Origin of the sequence: Bradyrhizobium genomosp. I (2014) (genome assembly GCF_000261685.1) — a bacterium.
Lineage (GTDB): Bacteria > Pseudomonadota > Alphaproteobacteria > Rhizobiales > Xanthobacteraceae > Bradyrhizobium.
Map to the genome: position 1 here is coordinate 17,579 of NZ_AJQE01000045.1, position 24,804 is coordinate 42,382.

A 24,804-nucleotide genomic window follows, 5' to 3' on the forward strand; every position below is an offset into this window, starting at 1 on the left:
CGCTTCATGGAGATAGGAAAGTGACTTCGCTCAAGCGACCGTGATGTGGTCCGGTTGGTGGTGCCGCAGGCGCCACGGCCCCTAATCGTCGTCCGCCGGACCGCACCAGCCGGGCAGATAGATGGCATTCTTGCTTCTGGCCGCGGCCATCGCCTTCTCGAGCGCCTCATCGAAGTCGGCCTCCACCGCCTTGCGCGAGACCTGTCGACGCAGGAAGTCGGCCCACAGAAATTCGGAGAACGGAGTGATATCCTTGGCGAATCCGCCCATGCGGCGCAATTCGCCGGCAAGACTGCGGAACGGGTCATCCTTGAGGTCGGCGACCGATTTCGGCAGGTCGCGGAACGACCGCCGCTCGCCCTTGGCGTCGTAAGGATAGACCCAGCGCTTGTTGTCCATCACGCCCCAGAAGGCCTCGCGCTCGACCATCCTGAGGTCGCCGACGATGGTCACCAGCACCTCCTTGACGCCTTCATCGTGCAGCGCGCGGCCGAGATGATGATGGTCGATCACGTAATAGCGCGAGTCAGGACCGTAGACGACGGGGATCATATGCTTGCCGAGCAGATCAGCCTGCTTCTTCTTGTCGTGCTCGCGCCAGCGCTTGCGCTTCTCCCTGACCTCACGCATGCCGACCGTCATCTGCGTCGGCCGGAGCGACAGGATCGGGACAGGATGCACTCGCGGCTCGCGCGTATTGGTCATGATCGAAAGGTCCTCACATGGTTGCAACTGATGGTCCGGGTTCCCGCGACTATGCCATGGGCCCTGGGGTGACAAAATGCGTTCGGAAAGGACGCGGTGATCACAACTCGATATCGACGGGAACGAAGCGGCGAACTCCGCGGTGTTGCTATGCCCGTCGTTGCTGCTGCTCGACCCGCGCACCACCGCTACGACGGCTCCACACCGCCCCATGCACAAATAGTGCAAACGCACAAATGCACGCGAGCATTGAGAAGATTTTCTGCAACGTGGTCGTCGCGTATGCTATCTAGATCGCTGCTTCGGAGTGATCCCCGCCCCATGAACAACCAGCGGCCCATAAGCTCTGATGACGAGCATCGGGTGCTCCAGTTCAGGCCGCGTACCTCGCCGCCTTCCCCGGCGGTCCAGCGCGGCAGCGGCACCGTGCGGCCGTTGCACGAGGCGCCCGAACGGCTGGACCTGTCGCGCTATGAGCAGACCCGCTCCGAACCCGACAATTTCCGCCAGCGCATGCTTGCCAACATCGCGGCGCTGGCCTTCACCATCGCGCTGACCGCGATCGGTATCTGGCTCGCGGTCAACATCGCCGACCTGCGCCGGACCCAGGATTGCGTGCTGATGGGCCGCCGCGACTGCGTCAAGATCACGACGCCGCACATTTAGGACCGGCCCGGCGCTGGCCCCTCGGCGGAAGAGTCCCAGCCTGCATCCCCAACCCTGTCCGTTACTGTCCCCTTGGCCTGCCCGGCTCCATTGAACTCAGGGCGGCGCTCCGATATACGGGCTTTCGACCCGGCCAGAGGGGGGTTTGAGGGCGTCATTCGGGGCGCGATGCCCACCCACCATGCCACTCTGGACAATCTGACAGATACCCGCAATATATCAAAGGCTTAGTGATGTCTTCCACATTCGATCAGGTCGCCACGATCATCGCTGAAACCTGCGACATCCCGCGCGACACGATCACGCCGGATAGCCATGCCATCGATGACCTCGGCATCGACAGCCTCGATTTTCTGGACATCGCGTTCGCGATCGACAAGCAGTTCGGCATCAAGCTGCCGCTGGAGAAGTGGACTCAAGAGGTCAACGACGGCAAAGCGACCACCGAGCAGTATTTCGTGCTGAAGAACCTGTGCGCCCGCATCGACGAACTGGTTGCGGCCAAGGGCGCGAGCGCCTAAGGGCGCAGTCATGCAACTCGAATACTTCCACATGATCGATCGCATCGTCGACCTCAAGGTCGACGAGAAGACGATCGTCGTCGAAGCGCAAGTCCCGAAGGAAAGCACCATCTTCGAGGGGCATTTCCCGGGCTATCCCTTGATGCCCGGCGTGCTCCTGATCGAATCGATGGCGCAGGCCTCGGGCTGGCTTCAGCTTGGCGTGTTCAAGTTCGAACGCATGCCGATCCTGGCCGCCGTGAAGGAGGCCAAGGTCCGCGGCTCGGTCTTCCCCGGCGATCTCATGAGCATCGAGGCGCGCCTCACCCATGAAGGCTCGGGCTATGCAATGACCGAAGCCAAGATCAGAGTCGGCGGCAAGCTGCGCGCGAATTCGGCGCTCACCTTCACGCTGATTCCCTTCCCCAATGCGGACATGCGCTCCCACATGGACGCGATCGCCAAGCGCGTCGGTTTTCCGCAACAGGCCGTATCGCCATGATTGACACTCCTGCTTCGAAGCCGGGCCAGACGGAAGTCTGGATCACCGGCATTGGGTTGGCCACCTCGCTCGGCGAGGGCCTGGACGCCAACTGGGCCGCGCTTCAGGAGAAGCGCATCAATGTCGACGAGAAGGGCTTTGCGCCCTACATCGTGCATCCGCTGATGCCTGTCAGCTTCGACAGCCAGATCCCGAAGAAGGGCGACCAGCGCCAGATGGAAGCCTGGCAGCGCATCGGCACCTATGCCGCCGGTCTCGCGCTCGATTCCGCCGGGATCAAGGGCAACAAGGACATCCTGTCGAAGATCGACATGGTGGTCGCCGCCGGCGGCGGAGAGCGCGATCTCAACGTCGACAGCGGCGTGCTGACGGCCGAGGCCAAGGGCGCCAACGCTCCCGGCTTCCTCAACGAGCGGTTGATGAGCGATCTCAGGCCGACGCTGTTCCTGGCCCAGCTCTCCAACCTGCTCGCCGGCAACATCGCCATCGTGCACGGCCTGGGGGGCACTTCGCGCACCTTCATGGGCGAAGAGGTCGCCGGCGCCGATGCCGCCCGCATTGCGCTTGCGCGCATCGCCTCGGGCGAGAGCGACATCGCGCTGGTCGGCGGCTCGCACAATGGCGAGCGCAAGGACTTGCTGGTCCTCTATGAATTCGGCGACTTCAACCTCAAGAACAAGTTCGCTCCCGTGTGGGCGCGCAAGGATCACGCCGGCTTCGCGCTCGGCTCCGCCGGCGCCTTCCTGGTGCTGGAATCGAAGGCGCATGCGGAAGCGCGCGGCGCGAAGCCGTTCGCAAAATTGTCGAGCGTCGTCGCAGACCTCGCCAAACGCAAGCGGCCCGGCGACATGGCCGCGACGCTGGAGAAGCTGTGGGCCAAACTGCCGAAGCGCGAGGGCAAGGGCGCCATCATCACCGGAGCGACCGGTGCGGAGCCCGCGACCTCGGAAGAGCGCGGCTTCCTGAAGAGCCATGCCGACTTTCCGGTGCGCTCGACCGGCACGGTGTTCGGCCACGCCATGGAGACGCAATTCCCGCTCGGAATTGCGCTCGCTGCGCTGTCGATCTCGCGTGGTGCGCTGTTCCCGCCGAACGATTCGACCGGGACCGAGATTGAAATGGAGGGGGCGCCCACCCAGATTGTGGTGGTGGGAGCTGGACACTGGCGCGGCGAAGGCATGGCGCTGGTCGAGGCAGTTTAGTTAGCTCAAGCGGGGATCGACATGACTGCAGCACGCGACAAATTCGGGCGTCCCGTCGTTGTCGTCACCGGCATGGGCATCTTGACGTCGCTCGGTGCCGGCAAGACCGACAATTGGGCGAAGCTCGTCGCCGGCGAATCCGGCATCCGCACCATCACGCGTTTTCCGATCGACGGCCTGAGGACCACGATGGCTGGCACGGTCGATTTCGTCCGCGTCGATCCGTTCTCCTCCACCGCGCTGTCCGAACGGATGGCCGAGATCGCGACGGAGGAAGCGCTGGAGCAGGCCGGCATCGGCGCCAAGGCCGATTTCCCGGGTCCGCTTTTCCTTGCCGTTGCGCCAGTCGAGGTCGAATGGCCGCAGCGTCGCGAACTGGGTCGCGCCGTCGGCCAGCTCGACATTACCTATGACGATTTGCTGCGCATTTCCGGCGGCGGCAGGTACAGCGCCTACCATCATCGCTTCATGTTCGGCTCGGTCGCCGCATCTCTCGCCGAGACATTCGGCACCAAGGGTTCGCCGATTTCGCTGTCCACGGCCTGCGCCTCGGGCGCGACCTCGATCCAGCTCGGCGTCGAGGCGATCCGCCGCGGCGAGACTGATGCCGCGCTGTGCGTCGCGACCGACGGCACCGTGAACCCGGAAGCGCTGGTGCGCTTCTCGCTGCTTTCGGCGCTGTCGACCCAGAACGATCCGCCGCAGGCGGCCTCCCGCCCCTTCTCCAAGAACCGCGATGGTTTTGTGATGGCCGAAGGCGCCGGTGCGCTGGTGCTCGAAAGCTACGAGGCGGCGACCGCGCGCGGCGCAAAGATCCTCGGCGTGATCGCCGGCTGCGGCGAGCTCACTGATTCCTTCCATCGCACCCGTTCCTCGCCCGACGGCAAGCCGATCATCGGCTGCATGAACAAGACGCTGGCCGATGCCGGCATGACGCCGGACCAGATCGACCACATCAACGCGCACGGCACCTCGACGCCCGAAAACGACAAGATGGAGTTCAACACGACATCGGCCGTGTTCGGCGAGCTCGCGCAGAAGATTCCGGTCACCTCCAACAAGTCGATGGTCGGCCACACCATCTCGGCCGCCGGCGCGGTCGAGGCGATCTTCTCGCTGCTGACGCTCGAGCATCAGCGCATTCCGCCGACGATCAACTACGACAATCCTGATCCCACGATCCTGTTCAACGTCGTCGGCAACAAGGCGCGCGACGCCCGCGTGAGCGCGGTGATGTCGAATTCGTTCGGCTTCGGCGGCCAGAACGCCTCGCTGATCCTGACCCGCGAACCGGCCTGACCGGACGCATGGCGCTGCTGACTGCGAGCATGAAGGCCCGCGCGCGGGAGGCTGCCAAATCGCTCGGTGGAAGCCTGATCGGCGCAGCGACGGTCGCGATGCTGCGCACCACGCGCTATTTCGATCCGGCCAAGACCTCGGACTTTTTCGCGCGCGCCGTCAAGCTGATCGGCCCGCGCCTGCGCGAGCACCGCATCGGCCGCGCCAATCTGACCGCCGCCTTTCCGGAGAAATCGCCGGAGGAGATCGAACGGATCCTGATGGGCGTCTGGGAGAATCTCGGCCGCGTCGGCGCCGAGTTCGCCCATATGGACCAGGTCTGGGACTACGATCGCGACCATCCGGAGAAGAGCCGGATCGAGATTCCTGCACGCAGCATCGAGCTGTTCGACCAGATCCGCGATGACGGCAAGCCGGCGCTGATCTTCGCCGCGCATCTGGCCAATTGGGAATTGCCGGCACTCGCCGCGGTCGCGCATGGACTGGAGACCGCGATCCTCTATCGCCGGCCGAACATCGCCTCGGCCGATCGCATCATCCAGGAGATGCGCCAGGTCAACATGGGCACACTGATCCCGGCGGGCCGCGACGCGCCGCTGCGGCTCGCGCAGGCGCTCAAGGACGGCAAGCACGTCGCCATGCTGATCGACCAGTATCTCACCGCCGGCGTCGAGATCACCTTCTTCGGCCGCAAGACCCGCGCCAATCCGATGCTGGCGCGCCTGCTCCGCCAGGTCGAATGCCCGATCCATGGCGTGCGCGTCATCCGCCTGCCCGGCGGCCGCTTTCGCGGCGAGCTGACCGAAGAGATCAAGCCGGTGCGCGACGCCGACGGCAAGATCGACATCCAGGGCACGACGCAGGCGATCACGAGCGTCGTGGAAGGCTGGGTGCGCGAGCATCCCGAGCAGTGGCTCTGGCTGCACAGAAGGTGGCGGTAAGGCTTACTGCTCCGGCAATCCGGCGTCGACCTCGGCCTGAACGACGCGATCCCAGGCAGCGACACAGATCGGACTTGCGTTCTTCATCGGCGGCGAGACGTTGCGCCTGGTCGTGCCGGGCCGCAGTTTCAGTCCCTCTGCCATCGCCGCGCTCGCCTCCTCGTGCCGACCCAATCGCTGATAGGCAGCGGCGAGCAAGAAGTGCGAGCGGCCGGTCCCCGGCGTGATCGCGATCGAGCGTTGCAGCCACGGCACCGCCTCCTCATAGCGCTCCATCAGGACATACGCCAAACCTGCGCCGAGCAGCCAGGTCCAGCGCGAGGCCTGGGGCGTGTCGTAACGATCCGCCTGCTGGAACGTCGCCAGCGCATCGTCGAAGCGGCCGAGATAGATCTGCCCAAGGCCGATCAGGTAGAGCGCCGACCCGTTCCATGGATCGAAACTCAACGCCTTGGCGCAGGTGACGAGACTTTCCACGAAATGATTAGTGGCGCTGAGAAAGCGGCAAGTGGCCTCCAGCACCGGAATGGAATTCGGCTTCGACTGCAACGCCTGCTCGAGCGTCGCATTGGTCTTCGCTTCGACAGTCACGGCCTCCTCCGGGCTGAACCAGACCATCTGGATGCCGCGCATCTGCAGCGAGGCGAGCGCCACGGCGAGATCGACATTGTCGGGATCGTCAGTGAGAGCCTTCTGCAGCATCGCCTGCGCCGCGCCAAAGCGCTCGCGCGTGGTCTGGTTGATCGAGGCGAGCGCCTGCTCGACGGCCACCTTGTCGCCGCCGGCCGACGCCCCGGCGGCCTGGGCGCGCGGCGCACGCGACTCCAGAATCTCGTTGAGACGGCGGGCAAGCCCATGACCGACGCCGGCAACGAGCCGAGATTGCGCGAGCTGCGCGTTCGACTCGTCCGCGGCGACCGAAGCTGCGACGACCGACTGAACCTCGCCGGTCGCGGCCTTGATGATGCGCGCACGCAGCGTCCAGGACTGATCGGTACGCTCCAGTTCGCCGCGCAGCTCGTAATCGAATGATGCGGCGGACGCAGCGGTGCTGTCGCCGCCCTTGGCCGCCAATCGTGGCGCAACCACGCTGATGTTCTGGATCCTGGCAAAACCATCCGTGAGGCGGGCGGTGACCTCGGCGGCCATCGCCGCACCGCGTGCGTCCTTGCTGTCGTCAACGATCGGCATCACCGCGAGCTGCGGCGGCGTTCGCTTGAACAGAAGATCCGGCTTCAGCACGGGCGCAGCAACCGCAAGCCCCATGACGACCACACAGAGCCCGGCCACGGCGGCGACCGCGGCCTGCCGGCTCAGACCGAACCAGGCGCGCTGTGGCCCCGCGGACACCGCAGCGACCCCGGCTGATGGCAGAGGCGCGACCTCGACGGTCGGGTCCGGCCGGGTCTCCTCGGCCGGCACCGGGCCGGCTTCGCTCGCCGCCACGACCTCCGTCGCCAGCAGATAGCCGCCGCCGGAGGCGAGCTTGATCAGCTGCCGCCGGTCGTCGCCGAGCGCGGTGCGCAGCTCTCGAATACATTGGAACAGGCTGTCCTCGCCGACATGCACGTTCGGCCAGACCGCCTCCATCAGCTCCTGCTTGCTCAGCACCCGGCCGCCGCTGGTCGCGAACAGCCGGAGCATCTCGAAGGTCTTGGGTCGGAGCTTGATCGGCGTCCCGTCAGGCCCGCGCAGCTCCGCGCGCGGCAGGTCCAGCTCGAAGCCGGCGAAACGAAGCAAGCGGTCCCCCAACACGTCTCTCAGGCCGGCTCTTATAATGGAAGTCTGGCGAAAATACCCGAAAATCGGGCCTGAAACGAAAATATCAGAAACTTTCAGAAACTGGCCAACCCCTTATCAGGACACCCCTCCCCACCCGATGCGAAGAATCCCTTTGTGGACTCGGGACCTGCGTGTTGGGGGAAGTGGTGAAGACGGGGAAACATTATTTCAAGGCGACCCGCCACCTGCGGGCCGCGCTGCTGACGTCGTCGGCACTGGCCCTGGCCTGGACCCTGCCGGCCGGGCCGGCGCGCGCCGCGTCGAATGGCACCTGGCTCGCCTCGCCCGGCAGCAACGACTATGGCACCGGAGCCAACTGGGACGGCGGCTTCGTGCCGGTCGGCACGGCCTCCTTCGGTACCTCCAATACCACCAGCCTGACGATTTCAAGCGCCAGCGTCGGCGGCTGGACCTTCAACGCCGGCGCCTCGAACTACACGTTTGACGTCAACAACACGCTGAACTTCACGGGAGCCGGCATCAGCGTCAACGGCGGCAGCGCCACCATCAACAACAACAGTGGGTTAGTCTTCTATGGTTCAAGCACCGCCGGCAACGCCACCATCAACAACTATAGCGACCTCCAGTTCGTGGACAACAGCACGGCCGGCAATGCCACCATCAACAACAGCAACATTGGCAGCATACTAACCTTCTACAATTCAAGCTCGGCCGGCAGCGCCACCATCACCAACAGTTACATCGTCCAGTTCCGCGACAACAGCACGGCCGGCAATGCCGCCATCGTCAACAATGGCGGCGGCTCGGTCGACTTCTCCCTCACCTCGGGATTGAACGGCGACCAAAAGATCAGCGCCGGCTCGATCGCAGGGGCTGGCTCCTACAACCTCGGAGCCAACGAACTGACGGTCGGCAGCAACAATTCCACGACCGAGGTCAGCGGCGTCATCTCCGGCAGCGGCTCGCTGGTCAAGACCGGCACGGGCGTCTTGTACCTGACCGGTTTTAACACCTATGCCGGCGGCACCACCGTCAATGGCGGCGAACTATGGCTTGGCAACAACAGCGGCGCGGTCGGCTCCATTGTGGGGGCGGTCACCGTCAGTGGTCAAAGCGTGTTCAGGATCCTCAACGCCGATACAAGCGGTATCACGACGATCACGAACAATTCCGACACGATGTTCTACAACACCAGCACGGCGGGTACCGCCACCATTACCAACAACGGCCACCTGTCGTTCTTTCGCACCAGCACGGCGGGCAGCGCCACCATCACCAACAACAACCTTCTGGAATTCTATGGAGCCACGGCGGGCCACGCCGCCATCACCAACAACGGCACGATGTCTTTCTACTCAAGCACGGCGGGCAATGCCGCCATCGCAAACAACTCTACCCTGACTTTCTACTTCACCGCCACGGCCGGCAGCGCCACCATTACCAGCAGCAACGCCTCCAACCCCATCTTCATGTATTTCTACGACAGCAGCACGGCTGGCAGCGCCACCATCACCAACGGCAATAATTCTTATCTGAACTTTTTCGGCAACAGCACGGCGGGGAGCGCCAGCTTCACCAACAATTCCTATATGTACTTCAAGGACTCCAGCACCGCCGACAACGCCACCATCGATAACACCAACGGCACGACGTTTTTCTACAACAACAGCACGGGCGGCAACGCAACGATCACCAACAATGCCGGCGGCAAGACCTTTTTCTACGAGAACTCTACCGCCGGCAACGCGCAGTTGATCAACAACGCGGCAAACGCGGTCTTCGACTTCTCCTACGGCGCCGGCCCGAATGGCGACAACAAGCTCTCGGCCGGCTCGATCGCCGGCAACGGCACGTTCTCGCTCGGCGCCAACGCGCTGACGGTCGGCTCCAACAACCTGTCGACCACGGTCAGCGGCGTGATCGCCGACGGCGGCGCCCATGGCGGCACCGGCGCCTCGCTGGTCAAGACCGGCACCGGCACGCTGACGCTGTCAGGCGCTAACACCTATACCGGCGGCACCACCTTCGCCGGCGGAACGGTCAGTGTCTCCTCGGAGGCCAATCTCGGCGACCTCGCGGGCGGCCTGACCTTCAACGGCGGCACCCTGCAGATATCAGGCACCGCTTTCAACGCCACCATGCGCAGTATCTCCCTCGATGCCGGCGGCGGCACGCTGGAGATTGCAGCGGCAGCCAACAATTTCGTCATCAGCCAGAATCTCAGCGGCGGCGCGCTGACCAAGTCCGGCGCCGGCACGCTGACCTTGACCGGCGCGGACAATTTGTCCGCCCTGACGATCTCTGCCGGCACGCTGGTGTTCAGCGGCAATGCCACGGCCGGCGGTACTCAAATCACCAACAACGCGCAGCTGACCTTCGATACCAACGCCACGGCCGGGAGCGCCGCCATTACCAACAACGGCAACGTGCTGTTCGACGGCAACGCCACGGCCGGCAGCGCACAGCTCATCAACGGCACGCCCAGCGCCGTCTTCGACTTCTCGATGAGCACCGGCCCGAACAGCGACAACAAGCTCAGCGCCGGCTCGCTCGCCGGTGGCGGCACCTTCGACCTCGGCGGCAAGGAGCTGACGGTCGGCAGCAACAACCTGTCGACCAATGTCACTGGCTTGCTTGCCGATGGCGGATCCGGCGGCGGCACCGGCGCCTCGCTGGTGAAGGTCGGCACCGGCAGGCTAACCCTGTCGGGCGTCAACGCCTACACAGGCGCGACCCAGATCGACGGCGGCACGCTGGCGGTGAACGGCTCGATCGCGTCCTCCAGCAGCCTCACCGTCAACAGCGGCGGCACGCTCGGTGGCACCGGCATCGTCGGCAACACGACGATCGCGAGCGGCGGCACGCTGGCGCCGGGCAATTCCGTCGGCACCATCACCGTCAGCGGCAACCTGACCTTCAACGCCGGCAGCTTCTACACCGTCGAGGTCTCGCCGAGCGCCGCCGACCGCACCAATGTCTCGGGCACCGCGACGCTCACCGGCGCCACCGTGCAGGCGGTCGCCTTGCCCGGCAGCTTTCGGCAGCAGACCTACACCATCCTGAACGCCAGCGGCGGCTTCGGTGGAACACATTTCGCCGGCCTCACCGGCAGCAGCTTCGCGCCCGGCGCGCGCAATCCGCATCTCACCTACGATCTGAACAACGTCTATCTCGTGCTCGATCCCGGCACGATCGTGCTGCCGCCAGGCACCGGCGCCAACCAGAGCAACGTCGCCGACGCCATCAACAAAGCCGTCGCGGGCGGCGGGACGCCGCCGGCCGGCTTCGATGCGCTGCTCAACATGGGCCAGCCTCAGCTCAACCACGGGCTCAGCCAGGTCTCCGGCCAAGCCGGCGCCGCCGGCACGCAAGCCGCGTTCAATGCCACGCAGCAGTTCGTGGGCATGCTTGATCCGCTTGGCGGCGGCGGCTCGGGCGGCGAGCGCGGCGGCACGGCCGGCGACGGCGGAACGCTGGGCTATGCTTCCACCGCACCAAACGACGCAAAACTGCGCGAGGCCTACGCCGCGGTGACACCGCGCGATGCAAGCGACGATGTCGTCGACCGGCGCTGGGGCGTCTGGGCCTCCGGTTATGGCGGCGCCAGCACGTTGAACGGCAACACTGCGGCCGGGTCGAGCACCACCACCAGCCGCATCTACGGCACCGTGGTCGGCGCCGACTATCGCGTTTCGCCGAACACGCTGGTCGGCTTCGCGCTCGGCGGCGCCGGCTACAATTTTGCGCTGTCCGACAGTCTCGGCAGCGGCCGCGCCGATCTCTTCCAGGCCGGCTTCTACGGCCGCCACACATTCGGGCCGGCGTATATCTCCGCCGCCCTTGCCTATGGCTGGCAGGACGTCACCACCGATCGCACCGTAACGGTGTCAGGCACCGACAAGCTCACCGCGAACTTCAAGGCCAGCACCTTCTCAGGCCGCCTCGAAGCTGGCTGGCGCTTCGTGCCCATCCCCGCCTCCAGCTTCGGCGTGACGCCCTACGCGGCCGCACAAGTCACGACCTTCCACCTCCCTGGCTACGGCGAGACCGCGATCATCGGCAGCAACCAGTTCGCGCTCTCCTACACCGCGCAGGACACCACCAATGTCCGCACCGAGCTCGGCGCCCGCACCGACCAGCGCTTCCTTGTCAGCGACGGCGTGCTCACGCTGCGCGGCCGGCTCGCCTGGGCGCACGATTCCAATACCAACCGCCTCGTGAACGCCGCCTTCCAGACGCTGCCGGGCGCGGCGTTCACCGTCAACGGCGCGCAACCGGCGGCCGACTCTGCACTCGTCGGCGGGCGCGCGGAGATGAAATGGAAGAGCGGTCTCTCGCTCGCGGGCACGGTCGAGGGCGAGTTCTCGCAGAGCACGCAGACTTATACGGGCAAGGGCACGGTGCGTTATGAGTGGTGAGGTTCGCGCCCACGTCAGAGTTAGTTGTCATCGCCCGGCTTGACCGGGCGATCCAGTACGCCGAGACAGTTGCCGTTGAACCGAGAGGCCGCGGCGTACTGGATGCCCGCCTTCGCGGGGCATGACGGAGGAATTTAGGGCCACAGCACAGGCCAACCGCATCATGCCATTCTGCCGCTGTTTTGCCCGACGCCGCAATCGAACATTTCGTATTTCCAGAAATCAAAAAAGCCCAATGATTTCCGTCCGGTCTCTACTGTGCATGGGGTTGTTTTTCAAAAAAATGATCTGCCGGGGTCGATCCCGGCACGACCGCGGCCGATCTACCGCCCCGTCTTCACTCTGGTCCACAGCCGGTTGATGATCCGCTGGGTCGCCGGCTCGCGCGCCGTGATGACGAACAGCTTTGCCAGCGTCGCCTCGTCCGGATAGATGTTCTTGTCGTTCAGGATCTTCGGATCGACCAGCTTCTGGCTGGCGAGGTTGCCGTTGGCGTAGGACAGGAAGTCCGAGTTCTTGGCGGCGACATCAGGACGGTAGAGATAGTTGATCAGCTCGTAGGCTTCCCTGACGTTCTTGGCGTCCGCAGGGATCGCGAGATTGTCGAAGAACATCTGCGCGCCCTCTTTCGGGATCGTGTAGCCGATCTCGACGCCGCTGCTGTTGTCTTTCTTGGCCTCCGCGGCGCGGGCGCGGGCCTGCATGATGTCGCCGGACCAGCCGACCACGAAGCAGATCTCGCCGGTGGCGAGCGCGCTCAGATATTCGGACGAGTGAAACTTGCGCACGGACGGGCGGACTTTTGCCACGACGTCCGCGGCTTTCTCGAGGTCGGCCTGCTTGGTCGAGTTCGGATCGAGCCCGAGCCAGTTCAGCGCCGCCGGAAAGATATCGTCGGCGGAATCGAGCATGTGCACGCCGCAGTCTTTGAACTTGGCGAGGTTCTCTGGCTTGAAGACGATGTCCCAGCTGTCGATCTTGGCGTCGGGGCCGAGGATCTGCTTCACCTTGGCGACGTTGTAGCCGATGCCCGTGGTGCCCCACATGTAGTTGGCGGCGTAGACATTGCCGGGATCGTAGGTCGCCAGGTGCTTGGTCACCATCGGCCAGGCATTTGCCAGGTTCGGCAGCTTCGATTTGTCCAGCTTCTGGAAGATGTTGGCCTTGATCTGGCGTTGCAGGAAATAGGCGGTGGGCACCACGACGTCATAGCCGGACTTGCCGGCCATCAGGCGCGTCTCCAGCGTCTCGTTGGCATCGAAAGTGTCGTAGACCACCTTGATGCCGGTCTCCTTGGTGAAGGCCTCAAGGACGTCAGGCGCCATGTAGTTGGACCAGTTGTAGAAGTTGACGACGCGCTCCCCGGCCCCTGCGGGAGGCGAAAGCAACGTCAGCACCGTGGCGATTGCAAGTCCGAGGCGAAACCCGGAGCGGCCGACGCTCGTCATCTCGATTCTACCTCTTGCGCCCGCGCACCGCGTCCGACAGCCGCTCCAGCGCGGTGTCGAGCGTCTCGTCCTTCTTGGCGAAGCAGAAGCGCACCACTGATGTCACGGGGTCCTGCTCGTAGAAGGCGGAGACCGGGATCGCCGCCACCTTGTAGTCCTTCACGATGCGCCAGCAGAACTCGGTGTCGCTCTCGTTGAGTCCGAGTGGCGACAGGTCGACGGTGAGGAAGTAGGTGCCTTGCGACTTCAGCACGGGGAAGCCGAGGCTTTCGAGGCCCTTGGTCAGGCGGTCCCTGCTCCGCGTCAAATCCTTGCGCATCGACAGGAAGTAGTCGTCGGACTTGCCGAGGCCGTAGGCGACGGCGGCCTGCAGGTTCGGCGCGGTGGTGAAGGTCAGGAACTGGTGCACCTTGGCGGCGACGCGCAGCAACGGCGGTGCGGCGCAGACGAAGCCGATCTTCCAGCCGGTCAGCGAGAAGATCTTGCCGGCCGAGCCGACCTTGATGGTGCGCTCGCGCATGCCGGGAATGGTGATCAGCGGGATGTGCTTGTGCTCGTCGAAGGTGACGTGCTCCCAGACCTCGTCGCAGATCGCGATGACGTCGAACTCCTGGCAGTAGCGCGCCAGCAGCTCGAGGTCCTCGCGCGGATAGACTACCGCCGAGGGATTCAGAGGATTGTTGAACAGCACCGCCTTGGTCTTTGAATTGAACACGCTTTTCAGCATGTCTTCATTCAGCCGCCAGTGCGGCGGCTCGAGACGGACCAGGCGCGGAATGCCGCCGGCCTGGCGGATGATGGGCAAATAGGAATCATAGACCGGCTGGAAGCAGACGACCTCGTCGCCGGGCTGAACCACCGCGAGGATCGCCGAGGTCAGCGCCTCGGTGCCGCCGGAGGTCACCATGACCTCGCTCATCGGGTCGAGCCTGAGGCCGTGCCAATGGCCGTAATGGGTCGCGATCGCCTGGCGCAGCTCCGGCAGGCCCATCATCGACGGGTACTGGTTGTAGCCGTTCAGCGAGGCCTCGGCCGCGGCGCGGCGGATGTCCTCGGGGCCGGGATCGTCGGGGAACCCCTGGCCGAGATTGATGGCATTGTTGTCGCGCGCGGCCTGCGACATCGCCTCGAAGATGGTGACGGGAAGGTCGGCAAAGACCTTGTTCAGGGACGAACTCTTGTTCAGGGAAGAATTGGACATCGAGCCGATCAGCCACCGACCTTGCTGGGGAGCCCGGCCGCCTTCCAGCCCAGCATGCCGCCGGCCAGATGCTTGTTGTATGGCAGGCCCGCCGCCTGCGCCGCCAGCGAGGCCGTCACGGAGCGCTTTCCCGAGCGGCAGGCGAACACGACTTCCTTGCCGGCGGGATCGGGAATCGCTTTGGGATCGAAGGTCGAGAGCGGCACCACGACGCCGTAGGGATAGGCTTCGGCCTGAACCTCGTTCGGCTCGCGAACGTCGACGAGCAGATAGCGCCCTTCCGCGACACCCTTGGAGACCTCGTCCGGGGTCAGATCCTGTACTTGATTTGCCACATCATCCTCCAACGTCGCAGGGCGCGCACCGGGGCGATCCCGGCCGGCGGCAACCTCGCCTCTCGGCAGGCGAAAATCAAGCGCTACAAAGGCTTGAGCCGCGCCGCGCAAGTTAAGGCTAAATCGCAGCGGCTTGAAGTCCGCATCAAGTTTCGGCCCTAAATGGCCACCTGCGTTCCGACCTCGACCACGCGGCCGCTCGGGATCTGGAAATAGTCGGTGGCGTCGTTGGCGGAGCGGCTGAGCGCGATGAACAGCCGGTCCTGCCAACGCGGCATGCCGGAATGGGCGGCGGGCTTCAGCGCCCGGCGCGACAGGAAGAACGAGGTCGACATGATGTCGAACTGCCAGCCCAGCTTGCGGGCGATCGCCAGCGCCTTCGGCACGTTGGGCGATTCCATGAAGCCGAACTTCAGCGTCACCTTGGAGAAGGTCGGGCTGATCTGCTCCAGCCTCACGCGGTCCGCCGGATCGATCCGCGGAGTCTGCGCGGTCTCGATGGTGAGAATGACGTTCTTCTCGTGCAGCACTTTGTAGTGTTTCAGACTGTGCATCAGCGCGGTCGGCGCGCTGAGCGGGTCCGAAGTCAGGAACACCGCGGTGCCGGGCACGCGCTGCGGGGGCCGCTTCTCCAGCATCGCCACGAGGTCAGCGAGCGGGAATTCGAGCTTGCGCGACTTCTCGAACAGGAGGCGGCTGCCGCGCCGCCACGTGTACATCAGGATGATCATGAGCGCGCCGAGCGCCAGCGGCACCCAGCCGCCCTCGAACACCTTCAAGAGGTTCGCGGTCAGGAAGGTCAAATCGAGGAACAGGAACGGCGCAATCAGCGCGCCGGCGGCGAGCGGCGACCATCGCCACCCCTTCCAGATCACGACGAAACCCATCGTCGCCGTGACCACCATGGTTCCCGTGACCGAGATGCCGTAGGCCGAGGCCAGGGCACTGGAGGAGCGGAACATGAGCACCAGCAGCACCACCGCGACCAGCAGCAGCTGGTTGATGCGCGGGATGAAGATCTGGCCGGAATGGGCTTCGGAGGTATGGCGAATTTCGAACCGGGGCAGCAGTCCGAGCTGGATCGCCTGTCGCGTCAGCGAATAGGCGCCGGTGATGACGGCCTGGCTCGCGATGACCGTGGCCGCAGTGGCCAGCACCACCATGCTGCCGCGGACAAGACCTTGCGGGAAGAGCTGGAAGAACGGGCTGACGATCGCGCCGGGATCGCTAAGGACGAGCGCCCCCTGCCCCAGATAATTCAGTGCCAGCGAGGGCAGCACGATAGAGAGCCAGGCGAACTGGATCGGCCGCTTGCCGAAATGGCCGAGATCGGCATAGAGCGCCTCGGCGCCGGTGACGGCCAGGAACACCGCGCCCAGCGTCACGAAACCGATGATGCCATGGTGCAGCATGAAGGACACGGCGTAAAGCGGGTTCAGCGCGAGCAGCACCTGCGGCTGCTGGATGATGGGATGGATTGCCGCCGCCGCGAGGACTGCGAACCAGACGCACATGACCGGACCGAAGAAGGTGGCAACGCGTGCCGTGCCGCGTGACTGCACCGCGAACAGACACACCAGGATCAGGACGGTCAGCGGAACGATGTAAGGCTCGAACGTCAAGGTGACGTCCTTCATGCCCTCGATCGCCGACAGCACCGAGAGCGCCGGGGTGATCACGGCATCACCGTAAAACAGGGCTCCGGAAATGATGCCGAGCAGGACGATGGCCGACCCACCGGTGCCAACGGCCCGCTGGGCCAGCGCCATCAGCGCCAGCGTGCCGCCCTCGCCGTTGTTGTCGGCGCGGAGCAGGATCACGACGTATTTGAGCGTCACCACGACGACGAGCGCCCACAGGATCAGCGAGAGCACGCCGAGAACGGCGGCCGGCGTCGGCAACCCCTCCGCGCCCGAGGCCGCCATGACCGCCTCGCGGAACGCGTAGAGCGGGCTGGTGCCGATATCGCCATAGACGACACCGATGCTGCCGAGCGTCAGCGCGCCGAAACCGGCCGTGGTATGGGCCTCGCCATGCCCGGTGGCCGCCGCCGTCTCCGGGGCGGGAACTGCTACGTCACTGGTCATGGAAGAGCCCAATGGCCTCTACAATGCTTCACGGCACAACGGCGGAGGAGCGCGCGGCTTATAGGCCTGCGCTGCCAGCATAGCCTAGGCCGATTCCGGACCATAGCCATGCAAATTTTGCATAGGCTGCCGGTTGCGTTCAAATAGTGACTTGGGTTCCGACTTCAACCACCCGCCCTGTCGGAATCTGGAAATAGTCGGTGGCATCGTTGGCCGACCGGCTCAGCGCGATGAACAAATGGTCCTGCCACAGCGGCATGCCCGATTGTGCCGAGGCCTTCAGCGATCTTCGCGACACGAAGAACGAGGTCGACATGATGTCGAACTGCCAGCCCTGCTTGCGCGCGATCGCGAGCGCCTTGGGCACGTTCGGCTGCTCCATGAAGCCAAAGCGCAAGCGAACCTTGGAGAATTTGTCGCTGATCTTCTCCATCCTGAACCGCTCCGAAAGATCAACCCGCGGGGTTTGCGCGGTCTCGATGGTCAGGATCACGTTGTGCTCGTGCAGCACCTTGTTGTGCTTGAGATTGTGCAAGAGCGCGGTCGGCACGAAGGCGGGATCGCTGGTCAGGAATACGGCCGTGCCCTTGACGATGTGTGGCGGCCGCTTCTCCAGGCTCCGGATCAGATCGTCCAGCGGCACCTCGATCCGTCGCGTCTTCTGGATCAGAATTCCGGAGCCCTTGCGCCAGGTCCAGATCGTCCCCGCCATGAGGATGCCGAACAGCAGCGGCACCCAGGCGCCTTCAAGCAGCTTGAGCAGGTTGGCGCTGAAGAAGCTCAAATCGACGATGACGAAGGGAACGATCACGGCAGCAGCCGTCGCCGCACGCCAGTTCCACAACTTCCAGATCACGACGAAGCCCATGATGCCGTCGGCGACCATGGTGGTCGACACTGCAATGCCGTAGGCCGAGGCCAGATTGCTGGGGGTGTGGAACAGCAGCACCAGCAGCATCACGCCTATCAGCAGCAGGCGGTTGACGCGCGGCAGATAGATCTGGCCGGCATGGGATTCGGAGGTGTAGCGCACCTCGAAACGCGGCAACAGCCCGAGCTGCACGGCCTGATAGACCAGCGAATAGGCGCCCGTGATCACCGCCTGGCTCGCGATCACGGTTGCGGCAGTCGCAAGTCCGACCAGCGGCAGCACCAGACCCTCAGGTACCATGCGATAGAAGGAGTGTTCGATCGCGCCGGGATCGGACAGCACCAGCGCACCCTGCCCGAAATAGTTGATCAGGAGCGCGGGCAGCACGAAGAACATCCAGGCCGACTGGATCGGCTTGCGGCCGAAATGGCCGAGATCGGCATAAAGCGCCTCGCCCCCCGTCACCGCCAGGAACACGGCACCGAGTGTCACGAGGCCGATCGTGCCGTGCGACAGCACGAACTGCACTGCGTAGTAGGGATTGATAGCCGCCAGCACGGAGGGGTCGTCGGCAATGTGGACGGCCCCCATCGCGGCGATGACGGTGAACCAAACCACCATCACCGGCCCGAAGGCCGAGGCGACCAATGCGGTTCCCTTGCTCTGGACCGCGAACAGCAGCACCAGAATGAGGACGGTGAGGGGCACGACGTAGTGCTCGAGCGCGGGGGTGGCGAGCTTCAGGCCTTCGACCGCCGAGAGCACCGAGATCGCCGGCGTGATCATGGAATCGCCGATGAACATCGAGGCGCCGACCACACCGAGCGCGAGCAGGAACCAGCTCCGCCGCCCGAGCGCGCGCTGGCCGAGCGCCATCAGCGAGAGCGTGCCGCCCTCGCCGTTATTGTCGGCGCGCAGCAGCAGCAGGACGTATTTGGCAGTCACAACGATCAGGAGCGCCCACAGGATCAGCGAGAGCACGCCGAGCACGATGACCCGCGAGACCGGCTCGCCATGGGCCGCGCCCCTGACCGCCTCGTGGAATGCGTAGAGCGGCGAGGTGCCGATATCGCCGAAGACGACGCCGATGCTCCCGAGCGTAAGGGCCCAAAAGCCTGATGTGACCGGTTGCCCATCCTGGGTCTCGGTCGATGTGATGCTCGCCGTCATGAGGGTGGAAAACGCTTCGTCCCTTGAATTGATCCGGCGCCTTTTGACGCTCCCGCCGCGTCTGTCAATCGGTCCTTCACCATAGCAGGGACCAAGACAGATGTTGTGACGGCGCCGCCACGTTCATCGCCGGCGTGACCACATGCCTCAGGTAAGATGGTAGCGCAAGAGGCCAATTATCCGAGCATGATCTCGTCGGAAAACCGGTGCCCACTTTTCCGGATCATGCTCACGGCTTCAGATTCGGGGGCAGCGGCGGATCTTCGCGCATCAGGGTGATGGTCACCCGCCGGTTGGCCGCGAGCGAGGGATCGTCCGGAAACAGCGGCTGGGTATCCGCCTTGCCGGAAACGGCGAAGATGTGCGACGGCGGCAGGCCCTCGCGTTCGAGGATCTGGCGCACGGCATTGGCGCGATCGGCCGACAGATCGAAGGCACCGTAGTCGCTGCGGGTCGGGACAAATCCTGCCGCGGTGTGGCCGGCGATGGAAACGCGCAGCGGCGTCGCCTTGAGCGGAATCGCGAGCTTCTCGACCAGGCGGCGGGTGCGGTCATAGGGCACCTTGGAGCCGTCGGCGAACATCGAGCGGCCGTCCTGGTCGACGATCTCGAGGTTGAGGCCCTGCTTGGTCTCCTCGAACATGATGTGCTTGGACATCTCGGTCAGTTCCGGCATGTCCTGCAACGCCTGGCGCAACGAGGCCGCGGCCAGCGCGAAATTGCGGTCGACCTTGATCTTCGCCCCCGAGGTGCGGTCGCGATCCTCCTGATCCGGCGTCGGCGTGTTGGAGGCATCCTCGGGTTGGATGTGGTCGACGTTCTTCAGCCGCGGGCGGGTCGGCAGGCCGTCGGACTCGACGATGCCAGCGTACCGCGCCTCGCTCTGCACGCCGAAGGCGTCGCGCATGGATCCCGCGACGATCTTCAGCTTGTTGGCGTCCTGCGTCGAGAACGCGACGAGCATCACGAAGAAGCTCATCATCAATCCCATGAGGTCGGCGAAGGTCACGAACCAGCCGTGACCACCGCCGTGAGCATCGCCGCGCTTCTTCTTGGCCATGGCCTAAATCCGGATGCGCGCGATCAGGCCGGCACCGGCTCGCCCTCGCCGTGGCGATGCTTCTCCGGCAGATAGGCCAGCAGCATTTCGCGCACCAGGGTCGGGCTCTTGGAGTCGCGGATCATCAGGATGCCGTCGATGATCAGGGTGCGGTTGGTCTCCTCGTCGAGCAGCTTGCCGTGCAGCTTGTCGGCGATCGGCAGGCAGAACAGGTTGGCGACGAGCGCGCCGTAAAGGGTGGCGAGCAGCGCGGTTGCCATGAACGGGCCGAGCTTGGAGGGGTCGGTCATGTTGGCGAACATCTGCACCATGCCGATCAGGGTGCCGATCATGCCGAAGGCCGGGGCGCAGTCGCCGATGGCGCGGTAGATCTTGCTGCCCTCGTCCAGGTGCATCAGGAAGTTGTCGCGGTCGCGCTCGAGATTGTCGCGGATGAAGTCGAGGTCGTAGCCGTCGGCGACGTAGCGGATGCCCTTGGCGAGGAAGGGTTCGTCGGTCTCGACCTTTTCGAGACCCACCGGGCCCTGCTTGCGGGCGATCTCCGCGATGCGGGCGAGCTCGTCGACGAGGTCGTGAGCCGACAGGCGGCTCATGGTGAAGGCGAACTTGGCACCGAGCGGAAGGCCGTGCAGGAGCGCCGAGAGCGGGAAGCGGATCATGGTGGCGGAGATCGAGCCGCCGAAGATGATGATCATGGCATGTTCGGAGATGAACATGTGGAGATCGCCACCCATGAAGATCATCGCGGTGATGACGATGATGCCCGCCGTGAGCCCAACGCCCGTCATGATATCCATGGGAGACTCCAACGCGTACGCAGCAACGGCCATCCTGGCCGCTGGCGCGGCCCAACCCCGAACCGCATCGGAAACCCTAGAGCGCCGCCCTTAAAGCCGCGTAAAGGATAAGTTGAGCGGGCGCGCCGGGCTGACGCAGTGCGCTCCGCGGAGGCCGGCTTTGCCGACTGTCGACAGGAATCTCAACGCTTTGCTAACCATGATTGGGGCGACGGTGCGATGATGTCTTCGAGGCCCAGCCCGCAGGCTCATGAGCGCGCAGCCATATTGGCTGATACAATAGCGTCGAGGTGTCTCCCATGATTTTCTGGCTAGCGAACGCGACGGGATTGGCCATCGCCTATCTCTTAGGTTCTGTACCCACCGGCTATCTGGCAGGGAAACTGCTGAGTGGTATCGATATTCGAGAGCACGGCTCCAGATCGACCGGTGCAACAAATGTGTTGCGCACCCTTGGAAGATGGCCTGCGCTGGTTGTGCTTCTGGTCGATGTGCTCAAGGGTGCCGCTGCAATCGCCTGCGCCCGCTGGTTCTTTGGTTGGGTCTTCACGTTGCCATCAGGCACCCCACCGGCCGCACTCGATGCGCAAAGCTGGATAGACTGGGCCGTGTGTCTTTCTGGACTTGCCGCTTTGCTGGGACACGCCCTTTCGATTTGGCTGAACTTCACGGGCGGCAAATCCGCTGCGACTGGGCTCGGCGTCCTGCTGGCGATGTCGTGGCCAGTCGGCCTCGGGGCTGCCATCGCTTTTGCTGTCGCATTGGCTGTCTCACGCATTGTCTCGCTGGGCTCGATATTGGCCGCGCTGACGGCGATCGCCCTCGTCTGCATCCTCGAGCAACCGTTGCCTTACCGATTGCTGGTGATTGCAGGTGGCATCTATGTGATCGTGCGCCATCGCGCCAACATTCAGCGGCTGCTGGCCGGGACAGAGCCAAGTTTCGGACAATTCAGTCCGGAACCGAGGGCGGAAGCGTAAGGGGGGCTACTCGCTCGTCGTCGAAGCTGAGCTCCCGGAGTTGGAGAGCCTTGACCGCCAGTCGGCGGTCGGCTGCGGCCCTGCGCCACATCCGCGGCGAGAGATGGTGGAGTATTCTTCAGCCCTGCGGCATGTTCGATCGCGGGAGCGATTTGCAATGTTGACGCTGTTCAGTCTTTTCACCGCGTTACCGGCGGTGCTGGCGCTCCATCTGCTCGAGCCGGAGCTCGTCCTGCCGGCGTTCAGTGCCCTGCTCTTCGTCGAGGCCGCCTTCGCCGTGATCGCTGCGCGATTGATTCACAGCCCCGACCGCACAGATGACATTACCCTGTGGGATCTTGCCGGCGGCTTCACCCTGATCGGATGCGCCGCCGCAGTGTTTGGAGAACCGGATCAGGCTGCCCTGTTCCTGACCGAACAAGGCAGCGCGCGACCGGCGTCATCGCCATAAGCTCAGTGGATCTCCGCCGAGCGCTTCAGCGCAGCCTTCAGCTTCTCCAGGGAGAAGTCGGGGCTGCGGGCGATCTCGAGGATCGGCGTCTCGCGGCGGCCGCAGAGCTCCGCGGCCTCCGGGAGTTTTGCGGCAAGGTCGAGCGGGATCACGATGGCGCCGTGCTGGTCGGCATGGATCAGATCGTCGGACTTCACGGTCATGCCGGCGACGCGCACCTCGCCGCCAAAGCTCTCCGCATGCACCCAGGCATGCGACGGGCCGATCGAGCCCGCCAGCGCCTGGAAGCCAGGTGCCCATTGCGGGATGTCGCGGATCGAGCCGTCGGTGATGACGCCGAGACAGCCAAGCGCCTTGTGCACGTTGCTCTGCACCTCGCCCCAGAACGCGCCATAGCCGACGTCCGGCCCGTCGATGTCCTGGATCACAGAAATGCGCGGGCCGTGGCCGGTGCCGACATATTCGTAATATTCGATGCGGCGCTTCGACTGCTCCTCGGCGGGAAGCGAGGACTTCAGCACCGAGCGGATCGTGACCGTGCGGGCATAGCCGACGATCGGCGGCAGGTCGGGGAACGGGCAGACCAGTTGCTTGGTGGTGTAGCCGATCAGTCGCCGCTCGGGCGCCACGATCTCCATGGCATTGCAGATCGTCGGCGTGTCGTAGCGGCCCAGCGCCTCGAGGACGGAAACGGGCAGCGGCCCGGTCGTGGAATTGGTCACGGCGTTCTCTCCCAGATTGGCGGCGGTTGATTGCGCGATGCCGCCGGCACCGGGGCGATATAGCCGAGATCGGGCCTCTACCCAACTCAGGCAGGCCTCATGGCAGATATCCGTGAAAGGCGCTCAGTGCAGACGACCGGGCCGGTCGTCATCGCGCGGCGGCTCCGACAAATTCGCCAGCGTCGGCGCCGAAGGCGGTGACGAGACCTCGCCTCCCGCCGGCGCGGCGGCTTCCATCGCGCGCGCCTGGTCGCGATAGGATTTGTAGCCGAGCGGCAGGCAGAGCAGATAAAGCGCCGTACCGATCGACAGCACGTGCCACGGATAGGCGATCAGGAGCGCGATGAAGACGATCACGGCGACGAACGCCGGCAGCACCAGCTCCGGCGGCACGCGCATGCGCTTGGTCTTGCCGGAGAACACCGGCAGGCGCGACACCATCAGAAAGGCGATCAGAAGCGTATAGGCCGCCGTCACTGCCGCGGGAGTGCGGCCGAGATCGAGAAACGCGATGTAGATCGGCAGCAGCACCGTGATGGCGCCGGCGGGCGCCGGCACGCCGGTGAAGAAGTTGGCCGCGAAGGCCGGCTTGTTCGGATCATCCATGGTGGCGTTGAAGCGCGCGAGCCGCAGGCCACCGGAGATCGCGAACACCATCGCGGCGATCCAGCCGGCATTGCCGAGCTCGTGAAGCTGCCAGAAATACAGCATCAGGCCGGGCGCCACTCCGAAATTGACGAAATCGGCGAGGCTATCGAGCTCGGCGCCGAACTTGGACTGGCCCTTGATCATGCGCGCAATGCGACCGTCGATGCCGTCGAGTGCGGCCGCGAACACGATGGCGTAGACGGCCAGCGACATCCGCCCCTCGATCGACAGACGGATCGAGGTCAGGCCGGCACAGATCGCCAGCAGCGTGATGACGTTGGGCACCAGCATCCGCACCGGGATCGGTCGGAACCGCCGGCGCCGCGCATCGGTATCTTTGAAGTCATAGGGCGTCATTGCTCACCTCAAGGCGAGATATAGCAAGCCGAGCCCCCCTCCGCCATTGCGGCGGAAGGCCTACAAGCTCGACTATTGGTCAATTGGCGCGGTAGGCGCGGCTCGGGTCGTCGCCGGCAAGGTCGGCCAGGATCGTCTCTCCGGCGATCGCGGTCTGCCCTTCGGAGACCAGTGCCTTGGTGCCCACGGGCAAATAGACGTCGAGGCGGGAGCCGAAGCGGATCAGGCCGAAGCGCTCGCCGGCGCCGATCGACTGCCCTTCCTTGACGAAGCAGACGATGCGCTTGGCGACGAGGCCGGCGATCTGGACCACGCCGATCCGCGCCGTCGGCGTCGTGATGACCAGCGAGTTGCGCTCATTGTCCTCGCTCGCCTTGTCGAGCTCGGCGTTGATGAAGAGGCCGGGCCGATAGGCGATGCGATCCACCCTGCCCGCTACCGGCGCGCGGTTCACGTGGCAGTTGAACACGCTCATGAACACCGAGATGCGCGGCAGCGGCCGGTCGCCGAGCCCGAGTTCGGCCGGGGGCAGCGCCATGGTGATCATCGAGACGCGGCCGTCGGCCGGCGACACAACCAGCCCCTCGCGCACGGGTGTCACGCGGACGGGGTCGCGGAAGAACAGCGCACACCAGACGGTCAGGATCGTGCCGATCCACCCCAACGGCGACCACAGCCAGAACAGGATCAGGCTTTTTTTC

21 protein-coding genes are annotated in these 24,804 nt (G+C 64.7%); 9 read left to right on the forward strand and 12 right to left on the reverse strand.

Features of this window, described 5'->3' with window-relative positions; all coding sequences use genetic code 11:
• Positions 1-81: 81 nt before the first annotated feature.
• Positions 82-705 (reverse strand): ParB-like protein, encoded by a 624-nt coding sequence (locus IC50_RS05350; RefSeq protein WP_035701380.1) that lies wholly within the window; start codon positions 703-705, stop codon positions 82-84.
• Between the two features lie 321 nt (positions 706-1,026).
• Between IC50_RS05350 and IC50_RS05355 the strand changes: the two genes are divergently transcribed.
• The 6 genes from IC50_RS05355 (at position 1,027) to IC50_RS05380 (ending at position 5,815) form a co-directional block, all read left to right on the forward strand.
• Positions 1,027-1,371, forward strand: coding sequence for a hypothetical protein (locus tag IC50_RS05355; RefSeq protein ID WP_035701382.1), 345 nt, complete (start codon positions 1,027-1,029; stop codon positions 1,369-1,371).
• A gap of 233 nt (positions 1,372-1,604) precedes the next feature.
• A complete protein-coding gene (locus tag IC50_RS05360) occupies positions 1,605-1,892 on the forward strand; it encodes an acyl carrier protein (RefSeq protein WP_007592476.1) in 288 nt (95 codons plus the stop codon).
• Positions 1,893-1,902: 10 nt separating this feature from the next.
• Positions 1,903-2,373, forward strand: coding sequence for a 3-hydroxyacyl-ACP dehydratase FabZ family protein (locus IC50_RS05365; protein WP_035701385.1), 471 nt, complete (start codon positions 1,903-1,905; stop codon positions 2,371-2,373).
• Entirely contained in the window at positions 2,370-3,575 is a 1,206-nt protein-coding gene (locus tag IC50_RS05370; protein ID WP_035701387.1) for a beta-ketoacyl-ACP synthase, read from the forward strand. The genes IC50_RS05365 and IC50_RS05370 overlap by 4 nt, the downstream gene beginning before the upstream one ends.
• A gap of 21 nt (positions 3,576-3,596) precedes the next feature.
• Positions 3,597-4,874 (forward strand): beta-ketoacyl-ACP synthase, encoded by a 1,278-nt coding sequence (locus IC50_RS05375; protein ID WP_035701390.1) that lies wholly within the window; start codon positions 3,597-3,599, stop codon positions 4,872-4,874.
• A gap of 8 nt (positions 4,875-4,882) precedes the next feature.
• Positions 4,883-5,815 carry a lipid A biosynthesis lauroyl acyltransferase gene (locus IC50_RS05380; RefSeq protein ID WP_035701393.1) on the forward strand — a complete coding sequence of 311 codons (933 nt, stop codon included), beginning with the start codon at positions 4,883-4,885 and terminating at the stop codon, positions 5,813-5,815.
• A gap of 3 nt (positions 5,816-5,818) precedes the next feature.
• On the opposite strand, the gene IC50_RS05385 is transcribed toward IC50_RS05380, so the two are convergent.
• Positions 5,819-7,555, reverse strand: coding sequence for a winged helix-turn-helix domain-containing protein (locus tag IC50_RS05385; RefSeq protein WP_035701395.1), 1,737 nt, complete (start codon positions 7,553-7,555; stop codon positions 5,819-5,821).
• A 188-nt stretch (positions 7,556-7,743) separates the two neighbouring features.
• Between IC50_RS05385 and IC50_RS38865 the strand changes: the two genes are divergently transcribed.
• The gene (locus IC50_RS38865; protein ID WP_157460890.1) at positions 7,744-11,976 is read left to right on the forward strand and encodes an autotransporter outer membrane beta-barrel domain-containing protein; all 4,233 of its coding nucleotides are present in this window, start codon (positions 7,744-7,746) and stop codon (positions 11,974-11,976) included.
• Positions 11,977-12,299: 323 nt separating this feature from the next.
• On the opposite strand, the gene IC50_RS05395 is transcribed toward IC50_RS38865, so the two are convergent.
• The 7 genes from IC50_RS05395 to IC50_RS05425 all read right to left on the reverse strand — a co-directional run bounded on the left by IC50_RS05395 (position 12,300) and on the right by IC50_RS05425 (position 20,945).
• Positions 12,300-13,424, reverse strand: coding sequence for a polyamine ABC transporter substrate-binding protein (locus IC50_RS05395; protein ID WP_035701398.1), 1,125 nt, complete (start codon positions 13,422-13,424; stop codon positions 12,300-12,302).
• Between the two features lie 7 nt (positions 13,425-13,431).
• Positions 13,432-14,625 carry an aminotransferase gene (locus IC50_RS05400; protein WP_050990906.1) on the reverse strand — a complete coding sequence of 398 codons (1,194 nt, stop codon included), beginning with the start codon at positions 14,623-14,625 and terminating at the stop codon, positions 13,432-13,434.
• A gap of 8 nt (positions 14,626-14,633) precedes the next feature.
• Positions 14,634-14,960 carry a rhodanese-like domain-containing protein gene (locus IC50_RS05405; protein ID WP_028178566.1) on the reverse strand — a complete coding sequence of 109 codons (327 nt, stop codon included), beginning with the start codon at positions 14,958-14,960 and terminating at the stop codon, positions 14,634-14,636.
• A 158-nt stretch (positions 14,961-15,118) separates the two neighbouring features.
• Positions 15,119-17,047, reverse strand: coding sequence for a potassium transporter Kup (locus IC50_RS05410; RefSeq protein ID WP_035701400.1), 1,929 nt, complete (start codon positions 17,045-17,047; stop codon positions 15,119-15,121).
• 139 nt (positions 17,048-17,186) lie between these two features.
• A complete protein-coding gene (locus IC50_RS05415) occupies positions 17,187-19,088 on the reverse strand; it encodes a potassium transporter Kup (RefSeq protein WP_035701401.1) in 1,902 nt (633 codons plus the stop codon).
• 229 nt (positions 19,089-19,317) lie between these two features.
• A complete protein-coding gene (locus IC50_RS05420) occupies positions 19,318-20,148 on the reverse strand; it encodes an OmpA/MotB family protein (protein ID WP_018320942.1) in 831 nt (276 codons plus the stop codon).
• A gap of 23 nt (positions 20,149-20,171) precedes the next feature.
• Entirely contained in the window at positions 20,172-20,945 is a 774-nt protein-coding gene (locus tag IC50_RS05425) for a motility protein A (RefSeq protein WP_035701404.1), read from the reverse strand.
• A gap of 299 nt (positions 20,946-21,244) precedes the next feature.
• Between IC50_RS05425 and plsY the strand changes: the two genes are divergently transcribed.
• Together plsY and IC50_RS05435 are read left to right on the forward strand one after the other, a co-directional pair.
• Positions 21,245-21,925, forward strand: a complete 681-nt coding sequence (gene plsY / locus IC50_RS05430) for a glycerol-3-phosphate 1-O-acyltransferase PlsY (protein ID WP_035701406.1) — start codon at positions 21,245-21,247, stop codon at positions 21,923-21,925.
• A gap of 157 nt (positions 21,926-22,082) precedes the next feature.
• A complete protein-coding gene (locus tag IC50_RS05435; RefSeq protein ID WP_035701408.1) occupies positions 22,083-22,376 on the forward strand; it encodes a hypothetical protein in 294 nt (97 codons plus the stop codon).
• 2 nt (positions 22,377-22,378) lie between these two features.
• Here IC50_RS05435 and IC50_RS05440 read toward each other — a convergent pair whose 3' ends face one another.
• The 3 genes from IC50_RS05440 to IC50_RS05450 form a co-directional block, all read right to left on the reverse strand.
• Positions 22,379-23,098: an RraA family protein gene (locus tag IC50_RS05440; protein WP_035701410.1), complete on the reverse strand. Its 720-nt coding sequence runs from the start codon at positions 23,096-23,098 to the stop codon at positions 22,379-22,381.
• A gap of 123 nt (positions 23,099-23,221) precedes the next feature.
• Positions 23,222-24,103, reverse strand: coding sequence for a CDP-alcohol phosphatidyltransferase family protein (locus IC50_RS05445; RefSeq protein ID WP_035701412.1), 882 nt, complete (start codon positions 24,101-24,103; stop codon positions 23,222-23,224).
• Positions 24,104-24,182: 79 nt separating this feature from the next.
• A partial coding sequence (locus IC50_RS05450; RefSeq protein ID WP_035701415.1) for a phosphatidylserine decarboxylase occupies positions 24,183-24,804 on the reverse strand: 622 nt, incomplete at its 5' end.

Coding starts and splice junctions, on each gene's coding strand:
- IC50_RS05350 (WP_035701380.1), bottom strand. CDS start 705: ATGACCAATACGCGCGAGCCGCGAGTGCATCCTGTCCCGATCCTGTCG.
- IC50_RS05355 (WP_035701382.1), top strand. CDS start 1,027: ATGAACAACCAGCGGCCCATAAGCTCTGATGACGAGCATCGGGTGCTC.
- IC50_RS05360 (WP_007592476.1), top strand. CDS start 1,605: ATGTCTTCCACATTCGATCAGGTCGCCACGATCATCGCTGAAACCTGC.
- IC50_RS05365 (WP_035701385.1), top strand. CDS start 1,903: ATGCAACTCGAATACTTCCACATGATCGATCGCATCGTCGACCTCAAG.
- IC50_RS05370 (WP_035701387.1), top strand. CDS start 2,370: ATGATTGACACTCCTGCTTCGAAGCCGGGCCAGACGGAAGTCTGGATC.
- IC50_RS05375 (WP_035701390.1), top strand. CDS start 3,597: ATGACTGCAGCACGCGACAAATTCGGGCGTCCCGTCGTTGTCGTCACC.
- IC50_RS05380 (WP_035701393.1), top strand. CDS start 4,883: ATGGCGCTGCTGACTGCGAGCATGAAGGCCCGCGCGCGGGAGGCTGCC.
- IC50_RS05395 (WP_035701398.1), bottom strand. CDS start 13,424: ATGACGAGCGTCGGCCGCTCCGGGTTTCGCCTCGGACTTGCAATCGCC.
- IC50_RS05400 (WP_050990906.1), bottom strand. CDS start 14,625: ATGTCCAATTCTTCCCTGAACAAGAGTTCGTCCCTGAACAAGGTCTTT.
- IC50_RS05410 (WP_035701400.1), bottom strand. CDS start 17,047: ATGACCAGTGACGTAGCAGTTCCCGCCCCGGAGACGGCGGCGGCCACC.
- IC50_RS05415 (WP_035701401.1), bottom strand. CDS start 19,088: ATGACGGCGAGCATCACATCGACCGAGACCCAGGATGGGCAACCGGTC.
- IC50_RS05420 (WP_018320942.1), bottom strand. CDS start 20,148: ATGGCCAAGAAGAAGCGCGGCGATGCTCACGGCGGTGGTCACGGCTGG.
- IC50_RS05425 (WP_035701404.1), bottom strand. CDS start 20,945: ATGGATATCATGACGGGCGTTGGGCTCACGGCGGGCATCATCGTCATC.
- plsY (WP_035701406.1), top strand. CDS start 21,245: ATGATTTTCTGGCTAGCGAACGCGACGGGATTGGCCATCGCCTATCTC.
- IC50_RS05435 (WP_035701408.1), top strand. CDS start 22,083: ATGTTGACGCTGTTCAGTCTTTTCACCGCGTTACCGGCGGTGCTGGCG.
- IC50_RS05445 (WP_035701412.1), bottom strand. CDS start 24,103: ATGACGCCCTATGACTTCAAAGATACCGATGCGCGGCGCCGGCGGTTC.